This is a genomic window from Variovorax sp. Soil_C_33 (assembly GCF_057656935.1).
The window spans coordinates 221166-233850 of record NZ_JBDGJK010000011.1; the positions used below are offsets into that span (position 1 = coordinate 221166).

Annotated in this window: 15 protein-coding genes; 11 read left to right on the top strand and 4 right to left on the bottom strand. The window is 69.4% G+C overall.

What is annotated here, in order from left to right; genetic code table 11:
- Nucleotides 1-45: 45 nt before the first annotated feature.
- The 7 genes from AC3A6B_RS18665 to fahA are packed head-to-tail and all read left to right on the top strand — an operon-like array spanning nucleotide 46 to nucleotide 6143.
- Nucleotides 46-741: a TetR/AcrR family transcriptional regulator gene (locus tag AC3A6B_RS18665; protein ID WP_487838156.1), complete on the top strand. Its 696-nt coding sequence runs from the start codon at nucleotides 46-48 to the stop codon at nucleotides 739-741.
- Complete coding sequence (locus tag AC3A6B_RS18670; RefSeq protein WP_487838157.1) at nucleotides 738-1682, top strand: ABC transporter substrate-binding protein; 945 nt, start codon at nucleotides 738-740, stop codon at nucleotides 1680-1682. Before AC3A6B_RS18665 ends, AC3A6B_RS18670 begins: the two co-directional genes overlap by 4 nt.
- Nucleotides 1679-2455, top strand: a complete 777-nt coding sequence (locus tag AC3A6B_RS18675) for an ABC transporter ATP-binding protein (RefSeq protein WP_487838158.1) — start codon at nucleotides 1679-1681, stop codon at nucleotides 2453-2455. Before AC3A6B_RS18670 ends, AC3A6B_RS18675 begins: the two co-directional genes overlap by 4 nt.
- Entirely contained in the window at nucleotides 2448-3215 is a 768-nt protein-coding gene (locus AC3A6B_RS18680; protein ID WP_487838159.1) for an ABC transporter permease, read from the top strand. Before AC3A6B_RS18675 ends, AC3A6B_RS18680 begins: the two co-directional genes overlap by 8 nt.
- On the top strand, nucleotides 3212-3985 hold the full coding sequence (locus AC3A6B_RS18685; RefSeq protein WP_487838160.1) for an ABC transporter permease: 774 nt from the start codon (nucleotides 3212-3214) through the stop codon (nucleotides 3983-3985). The genes AC3A6B_RS18680 and AC3A6B_RS18685 overlap by 4 nt, the downstream gene beginning before the upstream one ends.
- Nucleotides 3986-4002: 17 nt before the next feature.
- Complete coding sequence (locus AC3A6B_RS18690; protein WP_487838161.1) at nucleotides 4003-4812, top strand: cyclase family protein; 810 nt, start codon at nucleotides 4003-4005, stop codon at nucleotides 4810-4812.
- A gap of 5 nt (nucleotides 4813-4817) precedes the next feature.
- Entirely contained in the window at nucleotides 4818-6143 is a 1326-nt protein-coding gene (fahA, locus tag AC3A6B_RS18695; RefSeq protein ID WP_487838162.1) for a fumarylacetoacetase, read from the top strand.
- Nucleotides 6144-6148: 5 nt separating this feature from the next.
- On the opposite strand, the gene AC3A6B_RS18700 is transcribed toward fahA, so the two are convergent.
- Entirely contained in the window at nucleotides 6149-6607 is a 459-nt protein-coding gene (locus AC3A6B_RS18700; RefSeq protein ID WP_487838163.1) for a VOC family protein, read from the bottom strand.
- A gap of 126 nt (nucleotides 6608-6733) precedes the next feature.
- Between AC3A6B_RS18700 and AC3A6B_RS18705 the strand changes: the two genes are divergently transcribed.
- Genes AC3A6B_RS18705 through AC3A6B_RS18715 form a run of 3 tightly spaced genes read left to right on the top strand, consistent with a single transcriptional unit; the run spans nucleotide 6734 to nucleotide 8903 of the window.
- Nucleotides 6734-7462 carry a phosphatase PAP2 family protein gene (locus tag AC3A6B_RS18705; protein WP_487838164.1) on the top strand — a complete coding sequence of 243 codons (729 nt, stop codon included), beginning with the start codon at nucleotides 6734-6736 and terminating at the stop codon, nucleotides 7460-7462.
- Nucleotides 7459-7701 carry an acyl carrier protein gene (locus AC3A6B_RS18710; RefSeq protein ID WP_487838165.1) on the top strand — a complete coding sequence of 81 codons (243 nt, stop codon included), beginning with the start codon at nucleotides 7459-7461 and terminating at the stop codon, nucleotides 7699-7701. Before AC3A6B_RS18705 ends, AC3A6B_RS18710 begins: the two co-directional genes overlap by 4 nt.
- Nucleotides 7698-8903 (top strand): beta-ketoacyl-[acyl-carrier-protein] synthase family protein, encoded by a 1206-nt coding sequence (locus AC3A6B_RS18715; RefSeq protein WP_487838166.1) that lies wholly within the window; start codon nucleotides 7698-7700, stop codon nucleotides 8901-8903. Before AC3A6B_RS18710 ends, AC3A6B_RS18715 begins: the two co-directional genes overlap by 4 nt.
- Nucleotides 8904-8910: 7 nt before the next feature.
- Here AC3A6B_RS18715 and AC3A6B_RS18720 read toward each other — a convergent pair whose 3' ends face one another.
- Both AC3A6B_RS18720 and AC3A6B_RS18725 read right to left on the bottom strand, forming a co-directional pair.
- Complete coding sequence (locus tag AC3A6B_RS18720; protein WP_487838167.1) at nucleotides 8911-9249, bottom strand: hypothetical protein; 339 nt, start codon at nucleotides 9247-9249, stop codon at nucleotides 8911-8913.
- 52 nt (nucleotides 9250-9301) lie between these two features.
- Nucleotides 9302-10264 carry a LysR family transcriptional regulator gene (locus AC3A6B_RS18725; protein ID WP_487838168.1) on the bottom strand — a complete coding sequence of 321 codons (963 nt, stop codon included), beginning with the start codon at nucleotides 10262-10264 and terminating at the stop codon, nucleotides 9302-9304.
- A 97-nt stretch (nucleotides 10265-10361) separates the two neighbouring features.
- On the opposite strand from AC3A6B_RS18725, the gene AC3A6B_RS18730 reads away from it, so the two are divergent.
- Entirely contained in the window at nucleotides 10362-11636 is a 1275-nt protein-coding gene (locus tag AC3A6B_RS18730; RefSeq protein ID WP_487838169.1) for an MFS transporter, read from the top strand.
- Here the strand turns inward: AC3A6B_RS18730 and AC3A6B_RS18735 are convergent.
- A complete protein-coding gene (locus AC3A6B_RS18735; RefSeq protein ID WP_487838170.1) occupies nucleotides 11581-12411 on the bottom strand; it encodes a phosphate/phosphite/phosphonate ABC transporter substrate-binding protein in 831 nt (276 codons plus the stop codon). The genes AC3A6B_RS18730 and AC3A6B_RS18735 overlap by 56 nt on opposite strands.
- Nucleotides 12412-12685 lie beyond the last annotated feature (274 nt).

Consider the following 12685-nt stretch of genomic DNA (forward strand, 5'->3'; position numbering starts at 1 on the left):
TTTGTACGAGTGTTCAACAAGTTTGTACGCTTGTTCAATACCGCCATGGCTCCACGTGCGCAGCGCGCTTCCTCGGCTCGGCCCGATCGCCGGCAGGCGATCCTTCTCGCGGCCGAGAAGCTGTTCGCGCAGCACGGCTACCACGCGGTGACGATCCGCCAGATCGCCGACGAGGCCGGCGTGCCGCTGGCGCTGGTGGGCTACTACTACGGCCCCAAGCACGAGCTCTTCCACGCCATCTTCGAGCACTGGAGCCACACCATCGAGGAGCGCCTGGCCGGGCTGCGCGCGGTGCGCAACGACCCCGACGACCCGCAGACGCTGCCGCGCATCGTCGAAGCCTTCACCGGCCCGGTGCTGGCGCTGCGCGCGAGCGCCGAGGGCGAGTACTACGCGCTGCTGGTGGCGCGCGAGCTCTACCACGCGACCGAGGAAGCCGACCGCGTGCTGCGCGGCTACTTCGATCCGCTGGCCGAGGCCTACATCGATGCGCTGCACGTGGCGCTGCCGCATGCCACGCGCGGCCAGGCCGCGTGGGGCTACCAGTTCGCGCTCGGCACGCTGCTGCACCACCTCAACGACAACCGCATCGAGCGGCTGTCGCGCGGCGAGAACCGGCGCAGCGATCCCGCCGTGGCGCCGATGCTGGTGAACTTCATCGTCGGCGGCCTGCGCGCGGCGCTGCCGCGACCCAGGGCCACTGCGCAGAAGAAACCTACTTCCAGGAGACAAAAGACATGATGAAACGACGCACCCTGTTGTCGGCGCTCGCCGCCGCCTCCGCGACCGCCGCACTGCCTGCGCGCGCGCAGGCCAGCACGAAGATCGTGTTCGGCTACACGGCCGTGACCGACTTCGCCTCGGTCTTCGTCGCCGCCGAGGAGGGCTACTTCAAGAAGCGCAACCTGGACGTCGAGCTCAAGTTCATTCCGCTCAACTCCACCATCCCGGCTGCGCTGCAGTCCGATTCGCTGCAGATCGGCGGGCCCACGCCCTCGGTCTTCCTGCAGGCGGTCGACGGCGGACTCGATCTGGTGCTGGTGGCCGGCGGCGGGCTCACCTCGAAGACCATCACCGCCTTCGGCCTGGTGGCGCGCGCCGGCTCGGGCATCAAGAGCGCGCAGGACTGCGTCGGCAAGAAGATCGGCGTGCCCGGCCTCGGCGCCTTCCTGCACGTGACCTTCCGCGCCTACCTGAAGGACCAGGGCGTGGACTACCGCAAGGTCAACTTCGTCGAGGCCTCGTTCCCGCAGCATGCCGACCTGCTGCGCGGCGGCTCGGTCGATGCGGTGGTGTCGGCCGACCCCTTCATGAGCCGCATCACCGACAGCGGCGCGGGCTACGTGGCCTCCTACTACTCGACCTTCCTGCCCGAAGGCAACCAGACCATCGTGCATGCGGCCAAGCGCGAGTGGGTGGCCAGGAACCCGGCCGCGGCGCGTGCTTTCCGCGAGGCGGTGCAGGAAGCCGGCGCCTTCATTCAGCAGCCGAAGAACGACGCCCGGGTGCGCGCGAGCATCGGCAAGTACATCAAGCTGCCGCCGGAGGTGCTGGCCAAAGTGCAGATCTCGCCGCCCGGGCCGATGGTGACCGACAAGCAGCTCGCCTACTGGGTCGGCCTCATGAAGGAGCAGGAGATGCTCAAGACCTCGATCGACGTTGCCCGGCTGGTCGCGAAGTGAGCTCCGGCTTTCTTTCCATCGACAAGGTGCGCATCTGCTACGGCGAGCGCGAAGTGCTGTCGCCGACTTCCTTCGAGGTGTCGCGCGGCGAGTTCGTCTGCATCGTGGGCCCGAGCGGCTGCGGCAAGACCACGCTGCTGCGCGCGGCCAGCGGGCTGGTGCGCGCCGCGGCCGGCGAGGTGCGGCGCAACGGGCGCCCGATGACCGAGCCCTCGCGCGAAGTGGCTTTCGTGTTCCAGGACTACGGCCGCGCGCTGCTGCCCTGGCGCACGGTGGAGGGCAACGTGAGCCTGGCGCTCGAAGCGGCCGGCATCGCAGCGAACGAACGCGCGCCGCGCATCGCCGAGGTGCTGGCCAAGGTGGGCCTCGCAGCGCATGCGCAGAAGTTTCCGGCGCAGCTCTCGGGCGGCATGCAGCAACGCGCGCAGATCGCACGCTGCCTGGCGCAAAAGCCCGAGCTGATGATGATGGACGAGCCCTTCGGCGCATTGGACGCGTTGACGCGCCAGGGCTTGCAGGACGAGCTCGCGCGCCTGGTGCGCGAAGACGGGTTGACGGTGCTCTTCGTCACGCACGACCTCGAGGAAGCCATCTACCTCGGCGATCGCGTGATCGCGCTGCAGGCCGATCCGGCGCCGGGACGGCCCAGCTTGGCGCGCATGATCGACGTGAAGATTCCGCGGCCGCGCGACCAGCTCACGACCAAGGAGCATCCGGAGTTCCTGCATCTGCGGCGCGAGCTCTTCGCCTTCATCGGGCAGCACCATGACTGATCGTGCGCTGTCGCTGCTGCGGCCCTGGGTCTTCCCCGCCCTGCTGCTCGGCCTCTTCGAGTGGTACGCGCGCCGCGCCGCCGCGCAGGGCAGCGAGGCGCTCGCGCCGCCGAGTGCCGCGCTCAAGGCCTTTGCCGGTGCGGCGATGGACGGCTCGCTGTGGCAGGCCACCGGCTTCACGCTGGGCACCGCCGCCGTCGGGCTGCTGCTCGGCGCCGTGCTCGGCATCGCGCTGGGCATCGTGCTGGGTTTGTCGCGGCGCGCCGCACAGCTCGGCCTGCTGTCGATCGAGGTGCTGCGGCCCGTGCCCTCGGTCGCGCTGATTCCGCTTTCGATGCTGATGTTCGGCTTCGGCGTGCGCATGGAGTTGGCCATCGTCGCCTTCGCCACCTTCTGGCCGATGCTGATCCTGGTGCAGTCGGCCGTGCAGCAGGTCGAGCCGCGCCTGCTCGAAGTGAGCCGCGTGCTCGGGCTCACGGCGCGCGAGCGGGCCTGGAAGATCGTGCTGCCCGCGATCGTGCCGCGCCTCTTCGTCGCACTGCGGCTCGGCGTGGCGGTGGCGCTGGTGGTGGCCGTCACGGTCGAGATTGCGGCCAATCCCAACGGCATGGGCTACGCGATGATGATTGCGCAGCAGAGCTTCGACCCGGCCTTGATGCTGGCCTGGCTGGGCTGGATCGGCGTGGTGGGCTTCGTCATCAACGCGGCGATGCAGCGGCTGCAACACTGGGTGGCGCGGCGCATGGGGGCCGTGCAATGAACAGCCGCTTCACCGGATGGCTCGGCTCCGCCGCGGTGCTCGCGACGCTCGTCGCGCTCTGGTGGACCGCAAGCAACGCGGGCTGGGTCAGCCGCGTGTTCCTGCCGACGCCCGAAGCCACGCTTGCGAGCCTGGCCGAAGGCCTCAACCTGCGCGGCAGCGGCGGCGGAGAGCTGCTGGGCTTCACCATCGCGACCGTGCGCCGCATGCTCGAAGGCTGGCTGCTGGCCTCGCTCTTCGGCGTGCTGCTGGGCGCCGCCATCGGCGTCTCGCCCGCGGTGCGCGCCTGGGTGCAGCCGACGCTGGAATTCATCCGCCCGCTGCCGGCATCGGCCCTGCTGCCGCTCGCGATCTCGATCTTCGGCCTCAACCCGGGCATGGTGCTCTTCGTCGTCGCCTTCGGTGCGATGTGGCCGGTGCTGCTGGCCACCGTGCACGGTTTCGCGGCCGTCGAGCCGAGGCTTTCCGAAGTGGCGCGCTGCCTGCAGATGCCGCGCGCGGCCTTCGTCTGGAAGATCGGCCTGCCCAATGCGATGCCCGACATCCTGGCCGGCATGCGCTTGTCGATGACCATTTCCCTCATCGTCGCCGTGGTGGGCGAAATGATCGCCTCGCAAAGCGGCCTGGGCCAGGCCATCCTGCTCGCGGCGCGCGCCTTTCGCGCGAGCGAACTCTTCGCCGGAATCGTGCTGCTGGGCTTGATCGGCTTCGCGAGCAATGCACTCCTGGCCCTTGCCGAAAAGAAACTGCTGCGCTGGCAGCGCCCCTAGAGAAAAGGAACCCCGCCATGACACGCAAATTCGTCGACCTCTCGATCTTCCTCGAAAACGACGTGCTCTCCGATCCGCCGGCCTTCGCGCCCAAGATCCAGTACTTCACGCACGAGCAGACCTACGAGCAGATCGAGCCCTTCTTCCCCGGCTTGAAGAAAGAAGACCTGCCCGACGGCGAAGGCTGGGCGGTGGAGTTCGTGCAGCTCTCCACGCACAACGGCACGCACCTCGATGCGCCCTACCACTTCCACTCGACGATGGACAAGGCGCTCGGCGAGAAGAAGCCCGCGATCGCGATCCACGACGTGCCGCTCGAATGGTGCTTCCAGCCCGGCGTGAAGCTGGACTTCCGGCATTTCGAGGATGGCTACGTGGTGCAGGCCGACGATGTGGAAGCCGAGCTCAAGCGCATCGGCCACACGCTGAAGCCGCTGGAGATCGTGGTGGTCAACACGCGCGCCGGCTCGCGCTACGGCCACGGCGACTACGTCTCGGCCGGCGCGGGCATGGGCTACGAAGCGACCATGTACCTGCTGGAGCGCGGCGTGCGCCTCACCGGCACCGACGCCTGGAGCTGGGACGCGCCCTTCGTGCACACGGCGAAGAAGTACGGCGAATCGAAAGACGCCTCGCTGATCTGGGAAGGCCACAAGGCCGGGCGCGACATCGGCTACTGCCACCTCGAGAAGCTGCACAACCTCGAGGCGCTGCCGGGGGACGGCTTCTTCATCAGCTGCTTCCCGCACAAGATCCGCGGCGCCTCGGCCGGCTGGACGCGCGCGGTCGCGATCTTCGACGATGCGCTGATGGCTACCGTGGGATGAACATCATGACGACGGCGCTCAACCACACGCATGACGCCAGCGCCCGCAGCTGGCTGGCCTCGGCCAACGCCGAAGGCAGCGACTTCCCGATCCAGAACCTGCCCTTCGCGGTGTTCCACCGCACCGGAAGCCGCGAGCCCTATCGCGGCGGCGTCGCCATCGGCGACCAGGTGCTCGACCTCGCGGCCCTGGCCGCGGGCCGGCAGCTCGACGGCACGGCGCTCGATGGCGCGCGCGCCTGCGCGCAGTCGGCGCTCAACGACTTCTTCGCGCTCGGCCCCAGCGTGTGGCGCGCGCTGCGCCACGGCTTGTTCGCGCTGCTCAAGGACGATGCGCCGAAGGAAGTGGCCGACGCCGTGCGCGCCTGCCTGGTTCCGCAGGCCGAGGCCGCGTTCGCGTTGCCCGCGCGCATCGGCGACTACACCGACTTCTACACCTCGATCGACCACGCGCTCAACATCGGGCGGCTGCTCAAGCCCGAGGATCCGATCACGCCCAACTTCCAGTGGATCCCGATCGCCTACCACGGCCGCGTCTCGACCATCGGCGTGAGCGGCCAGCAGTTCCACCGGCCGATGGGGCAGACCAGGGCGCCCGGCGCGCACGCGCCGAGCTATGGCCCCTGCGCGCGGCTGGACTACGAGCTCGAGCTCGGCATCTACATCGGCCAGGGCAATGCGGCCGGCGCGCCGATTCCGCTCGAGCGCGCGGAGAGCCACGTCTTCGGCATCTGCCTGCTCAACGACTGGTCGGCGCGCGACATCCAGTTCTGGGAGATGGCGCCGCTCGGTCCTTTCCTGGCGAAGAACTTCGCGACCACCGTCTCGCCGTGGATCGTGACGCTGGAAGCGCTGGCACCCTACCGCCAGGCCTGGGTGCGGCCGGCCGATCATCCGCAGCCGCTGGCCTACCTGGAGGGCGAAGCCAATCGCGCCAGTGGTGCGCTCGACATCCGGCTCGAGGTCTGGCTCGAAAGCGCCAAGGCCCGCGCCGAGGGCAGCGGCCCCTCGCGGCTGTCGGCCACCAGCTTCAAGCACCAGTACTGGAGCATCGCGCAGATGGTCGCGCACCACACGGTGGGCGGCTGCAGCCTGAACGGCGGCGACCTGTTCGGCAGCGGCACCATCTCGGGCCCCGGGCCCGGCGAGGCCGGCGCGATGATCGAGCTCACGCGCGCGGGCCAGGCGCCGATCGCGCTGGCCAACGGCGAAGCGCGCGGCTTTCTGGAGGACGGCGATGCGGTGCTGCTGCGCGGCTGGTGCGAGAAGCCGGGCCACGCACGCATCGGCTTCGGCGAGAGCCGCGGAACGGTGCTGCCGGCCCGCGGCTGAAGGGCTCAGCCGCCGTCGTAGGCCTTCTTCAAAGCCGCGATGTCCAGCTTGGACATCTTCATCATGGCTTCCATGGTGCGCTGCGCGCGGGCCGGATCCTTGTCCTGCAGCATGGTGCCGAGCGCGTTGGGCACCACCTGCCACGAGAGGCCGAACTTGTCCTTGAGCCAGCCGCAGGGCTGCGGCTCGCCGCCGCCCTCGATGAGGCGGGTCCAGTAGTTGTCGATCTCTTCCTGCGTCTCGCACTTGATGAAGAAGGAGACCGCCGGCGTGAACTGGAACATCGGCCCGCCGTTCAGGCCCATGAACTCCTGCCCTTCGAGCTCGAAGCTCACGCCCATCACCGTGCCGCCGGGGCCGGGGATCACGTTGGTGATGCGCGAGTTCCTGAAGATGCCGGTGTAGAACTTCGCGGCCTCCTCGGCCTTGCCGTCGAACCACAGGAAGGGAGAGATCTTCTGCATGGGATGCCTTTCGGAAGGACTGTCACTGAACTTAAAGGTTCAGTATCAGATCGGGGGCCGGCTCTTGTCAAGGGTCTCAGGCATGATCGACCCGGTCGAAGCATCACCGACCGACCAACCCCGTACATGGCGCCCTCCCCTCCACAGACCTGGACCGCCGACATCGGCCTGCGGATTCGCCGCCTCTTCGCACTGAAGGTCGTGGGCGTTACGGTGTTCACCTGGCTCTTCTTCATCGGCTACTTCCACGTGCTGCGCCATCCGGACTTCGCGGTCACGGTGATGCCGCTGACCGCGCTCGACCACCTGATCCCGTTCCAGCCCCAGGCGCTGGTCGCCTACTTTTCGCTCTGGCTCTACGTGGGCATCGCGCCCGGGCTGCAGCTGAGCTTTCGCGAGCTGGTGGTCTACGGCCTCTGGGTCGGCGCGCTGTGCCTCACCGGACTGGGCCTGTTCCACTACTGGCCGACCCAGGTGCCGCTCGCGGCGCCGGCCTCGGACTTCCCGGGCTTCGCGCTGCTGCAGGGCGTGGACGCGCCCGGCAATGCCTGCCCCTCGATGCACGTCGCGGTCGCGATGTTCACGGCCATCCGCATCGACGACGTGCTGCGCCGCGCGCGCACGCCGGTCTTCGTGCGCCTCCTGAACTGGCTGTGGTTCGCCGCCATTGCCTGGTCGACGCTGGCGATCAAGCAGCACGTGCTGCTCGACGCGCTGGCCGGCGCGCTGCTGGGCATCGCCTTCGTGCTGCCCTCGCTGCGCTGGCGGCCCGGCCCGCAGCCATTGCCGGTCGAGCGGATATCATTCCCCATCGATGAGGCCAGGGCCGGCGTGAAGACGGACATCGCACAATGAGTTCGCTGAAAGTATTACAGGATCTGATCCACGAGAAGTACGGCATCGAGGCGGCGGCACTCGACCCTCACGCGTCCATGCGCGACAAGGGATTCGATTCGCTGACGCTGGTCGAATTCGTCTTCGCGATCGAAGACCACTTCTCCATCTCCATCACCGACGACGACGCGAACAGCATCGACACGCTGGCCGGGCTCGCGGCCGTGGTCGACAAGGTCAGGTTGGCGCAGGCCAAGTGACAACCGAGGTCGCCGTCACCGGTCTGGGCCTCGTCGCGCCGCATGGCGACGATCCGGGCACGGTCTTCGATGCGCTGATGCGCGGCGAATCCGCGCTCGGACCCGTCCTCCCGGAGCTGCCCAAGCCGGCCGCCGCCGCCACGGTGGCCTTCGACGAATCGCGCTGGTTCACCAAGCTGCAGCTCGCCGGCGTCGACCGCGTGAGCCAGTTGGCCGTGGCCGCGGCCGACCTGGCGATGCGCGATGCAGGCGCGCTCGGCAACGTGGACCCCGAGCGCATCGGCGTCTACGCCGGCTGCGGCATGGGCGGCGCGGGCGCGCTCGAGGCGGCCTACCGCGGCGCCGGGCGCATGCCGCCGCTCACCATCCCGGCCTTCATGCCCAACGCGCCGGCCTCGCAGGTGGCGATGCGGCAGCGTGTCCACGGCCCGGTGCTCACCTATTCCGTGGCCTGCGCCTCGTCGGCCGTGGCCATTGCCGAAGCAGCCAAGGCGGTGCAGCGCGGAGAGGTCGACATCGCCATCGCCGGCGGCAGCGAAGCGCTGATCGTGCCGGGCGTGTTGCTGGCCTGGCAGGCGATGCAGACCCTGGCCGGCTTCCAGCCTGGCGAGGAGGCTGGCGCGATCCGCCCTTTTGCCAGCGACCGCAGCGGTTTCGCACTCGGCGAAGGCGCGGCCTTCCTCGTCCTCGAATCGGCCGAGCGCGCGCGCCGGCGCGGCGCCCGCAGCCATGCCACGCTGGCCGGCTGGGGCATCGGCTGCGATGCCACCCACCTGACCAAGCCCGACGCCCCGGGCCAGGCGCGCGCCCTGCGCGCCGCCCTGCGCCAAGCCGGCCTGCAGCCGCGCGACGTGGGCTACTGCAACGCGCACGGCACGGCCACGCGCATCGGCGACGTGGTCGAGCGCAACGCGCTGGCCGAGGTGTGGGGCGAGGCGCTCGACGATCTGCGCGTGAGCTCGACCAAGGCCCTGCACGGCCACCTGCTCGGCGCCGCCGGCGCGCTCGAGGCGGTGATCACCGTGCTGGCGCTGGCTCGGCGCCAGCTGCCGCCCAACGCGCATTGCAAGACCGTCGACCCGGAGTGCAGCCTGAACCTGGTGCGCGAGGCCGGTGAAGCCGCGCCGCAGCTCGAAGCCGCGATCAGCAGTTCCTTCGCCTTCGGCGGCACGAACGCGGTGCTGCTGTTCCGCCGCGCGTGAACGTCGGCTAGTACTTGATCGTCACGCCGGCCTTGATGCCCGCGTTGCTCTTGCCGTCCGAATGGGCGCCTGCCGAAAACGAGGTGCTGCCTCCCGTACTGGCGCCGAGCGAGTAGTTGGGGCGGGACCCCGAGGTGTCGACGCCGCCGTACGCGCCGCTTCCGTCGGGCCGCTGCGTGCCGATGATCGCGCCGTTCGTGCGGGCCGAGGTCTCCGTGGGGGACACGTTGGGCGCGACGTAGAGGGTGCCCTGGTCGCTGCTCTCGACCGGAAGCTTGAGCGGCTGCGCGAGGGCGCCGGCGCAGCATGCGGCCAAGGCCAGGGATGCGAGGATGGATTTGCTCATTCGGATGGATGGTCAGGCCGATGCGGGCGGCGGGAGGCCCGCGTGCCCCTGATCAAGTTTTGCCTAGGATAACTTCTTCGCGCCGGCGCATCCCCACCACCGCCGGCATGGCCTCCCGCATCGCCTCCACGAAGCGGCGCAGCCGGGCCGGATAGAAGCGCGCGTGCGGATAGACCAGGTAGACCGGCAGCGGCGCGGCGCACCATTGCGGCGCGAGCTGCACCAGCCGGCCCGCGGCGATGTCCTCGCTCAGGAGCCAGGCCGAGGCCACGCCCGCACCCAGCCCCAGCACCGCAGCGTGGCGCAAAGCCAGCAGGCTGTCGGTGCTCATGCGCGGCCGGATCGCGAAGCGATGGGTTTCGCCGCTCGCCGCGTGCGTGAGCGTCACCTCGTTGCGGTAGTAGGTGCGCAGCGCCAGCCAGGGCAGGCCCGCCAGTTCGGAAGCGTGCGCCGGCATTGGCGCGCCGGCCAGCACCGAAGGCGCGGCGACCACGATGCGCGGCACCTCGGCCAGCTTGATCGCGACCACCGCGGGGTCGCTGACCTCCCCGATCTGGATCGCGCAGTCGATGCCCTTGGCGATGAAGTCCTGCGTGTCGTCGTGCAGCAGCCACTCCACCGTCACGCGCGGATAGCGCCGCAGGAAGCGGGCCAGCGGCTCGACCAGTTGCGACTGGCCGAAGGCATGCGGCGCGATCACGCGCAGGCTGCCTTCGGGCTCGTCGCCGGTGCCGCGCAGGTCGGCCTCGAAGGCCTCCCAGTTCGCGAGCAATTCCTTGGCACGCTCGAAGCAGCGTTCGCCGTCTTCGGTGAGCTTCATCGCATGGGTGGAACGCTGCAGCAGGCGCACGCCGAGCGATCGCTCCAGGACCTGCAGGCGCCGGCTCACGGTGGGTTGGGTCGATCCCATCTGCGTCGCCGCCGCCGACAGGCTGCCGGCTTCGACGATGCGGACGAAGGTCTGCATCAGCGCGATGCGGTCGGCGGAGGCCGAGGGTGCGACGGGCGCTTTCATGCGAGCAGCGTATATCAATTGTGCGCACCTTGCGGCTACCACGACGGAGGCTGCCGCCCCAGACTCCGGTTCTTGGGAATTTTTAAGGGTTAACACCATGTCTGGTATTCATTGCTCGCATGCATCAACATCGGCGCTGCCAGTCCCGGAGCGGGTCCGGGCGGCGCCGGGCTTGCCGGCCTCGCTGGTTCTCCTGCTCGCGGCCGCAGCCGGCCTCGCCGTCGCCTCGATCTATTACAGCCAGCCCATGCTCGGCGTGCTGGGTGCGGACATCGGCGCCTCCGACCGCGCCGTCGGCTTCGTTCCGACGCTGACGCAGCTCGGCTATGCGCTCGGCATCCTGCTCCTGGCGCCGCTGGGCGACCGCTACGACCGGCGCCGCATCATCCTGATCAAAGCGGCGGTGCTCGGCGCCGCGCTGCTGCTGGCCGGCGCGGCGCCCTCCATCGGCGCGCTGCTGGCGGTCAGCCTCGTCATCGGCCTGGCCGCGACGATGGCCCAGGACATCGTGCCGGCCGCCGCCACGCTCGCGCCCGAGGCCCATCGCGGCAAGGTGGTCGGCACGGTGATGACGGGGCTGCTGCTGGGCATCCTGCTCTCGCGTGTGGCGAGCGGCTTCGTGGCGGAGCATTTCGGCTGGCGCGCGGTGTTCGTCGCGGCCGCGGCGAGCATCGGGCTGATCGGCGCCGCCGCATGGCAGCGCCTGCCTCGCTTCCGGCCCACCACGCAGCTGTCGTACCGCGCATTGCTGGGTTCGCTGGCCCCGCTGTGGCAGCGTCATGCCGCCCTGCGCCGCGCGACGCTGGCGCAAGGCCTGCTCTCGGTCGGTTTCAGCGCCTTCTGGTCCACCCTGGCCGTGATGCTGCACGGCGCCCCTTTCCACCTGGGCAGCGCAGCGGCCGGTGCCTTCGGGCTGGCGGGCGCCGCCGGGGCGCTGGCCGCACCCGTGGCTGGCCGCATCGCCGATCGCCGCGGGCCCGAGCTGGTGACGCGCCTGGGCGCGGGGCTGGTGGTGGTCTCCTTCGCGGCCATGGCGCTGTCGCCGCTGCTGCAGCCGCACGCCCGGCTCGCCCTGCTGGTGGCTTGCGCCATCGGCTTCGACCTCGGCATCCAGGCCGCGCTGATCGCGCACCAGACCATCGTCTACGGCATCGAGCCGGGCGCGCGCAGCCGCCTCAATGCCGTGCTCTTCGTCGGCATGTTCATCGGCATGGCCGCCGGCGCGGCGCTGGGCAGCCTGCTGTTCGCCGAATGGGGCTGGATGGCGGTCACGGCGCTCGCCACCGCGACGGCGAGCGCAGCGCTCGTCGTGCGGCTCAGATCCCGAGCCAGTTCATCAGGGTCTTCTCGACTTCCGTCGAAGGCGCGATGAAGCCGGAATAGGTGGAGGTGGCGAGCGCGCGCTTGCCGCCTTCCGACTGCCCGAGCCCCAGCAAGGTGTCGCGCACCGCGGCGACCGCGCTCGCATCGAGCTTGCTCGATGACAGCCATTGCTTGATGGGAACGGGGCGCGATTCGGCGCAGGTCTTGCCGCCGGTGGACTTCCAGGCCTTGACCACCCCGGTGGAGGCCGTGGCGCCGTAGGCGGCGAAGCCGTTCTGCACGTAGAAGGGCACTGCGTCCTGGTAGCGCGTGTTGGTGGTCTTGACCGCGCCGTCCTGCAGGCCCTGCTCGCGCAGCATCGCGCGTGTGATCACCGAGGTGATGGAGTCCGGGTCGGGCATGACCAGGCTCTTGCCGACGATTTCCTTCCAGTTGGAGATCGCCTGCAGGTCCTTGCACAGGAACGAGACCTTGTAGTCGGTGAAGCCCGCGGTCCAGGCGAGCGTCTTGTAGTTGCCGCCCTTGGTCGCTTCGAAGGCGATGTGGGCCGGATGCACGAAGGCCAGGTCGACCTGGTTCTGCCTCAATGCTTCGCGCGCACTGGGGTACGAACTCAGGACCTTGATGGTCACGGGCTGCTTGAGCGCCTTGCTCAGTGCCTCGGCGATCGGCTCGAACCTGGCTTCTATCTGGCTGTCGCTGGCCTTGTAGGTCACGCCCTCGGTCACGCCGAGCACCAGCGCATGGGCCGGAGCGACAGCGGCCAGCAGGAAGGCCGCGGCCCAGGGGGCGAAGCTTGCGTTGCGATCGACGCGGTGTTTCATCACGGATGTCTCGAGTAGTTGCGAGCCCGCAGAATAGGTCAGGGGCTCCGCGCTGCGATCAACGCGCGCCGACGCCGGATAGAACTTTCGCGTCATAGTGCGCAACATCGCGTGCGGGTCGGTGGCGCTGTAGGTCATGCACCGACATCCAGCCGCACCGTGCGGCGGCAGAATCGTGACAAAGTGCCCATGCGCTCCAAGGAGATGGTATGGACGCCTCCCCCTCGCTGATCGACTGCGGTAGCGGAGGTACGGGGGATGAAGGGGGCCTCGC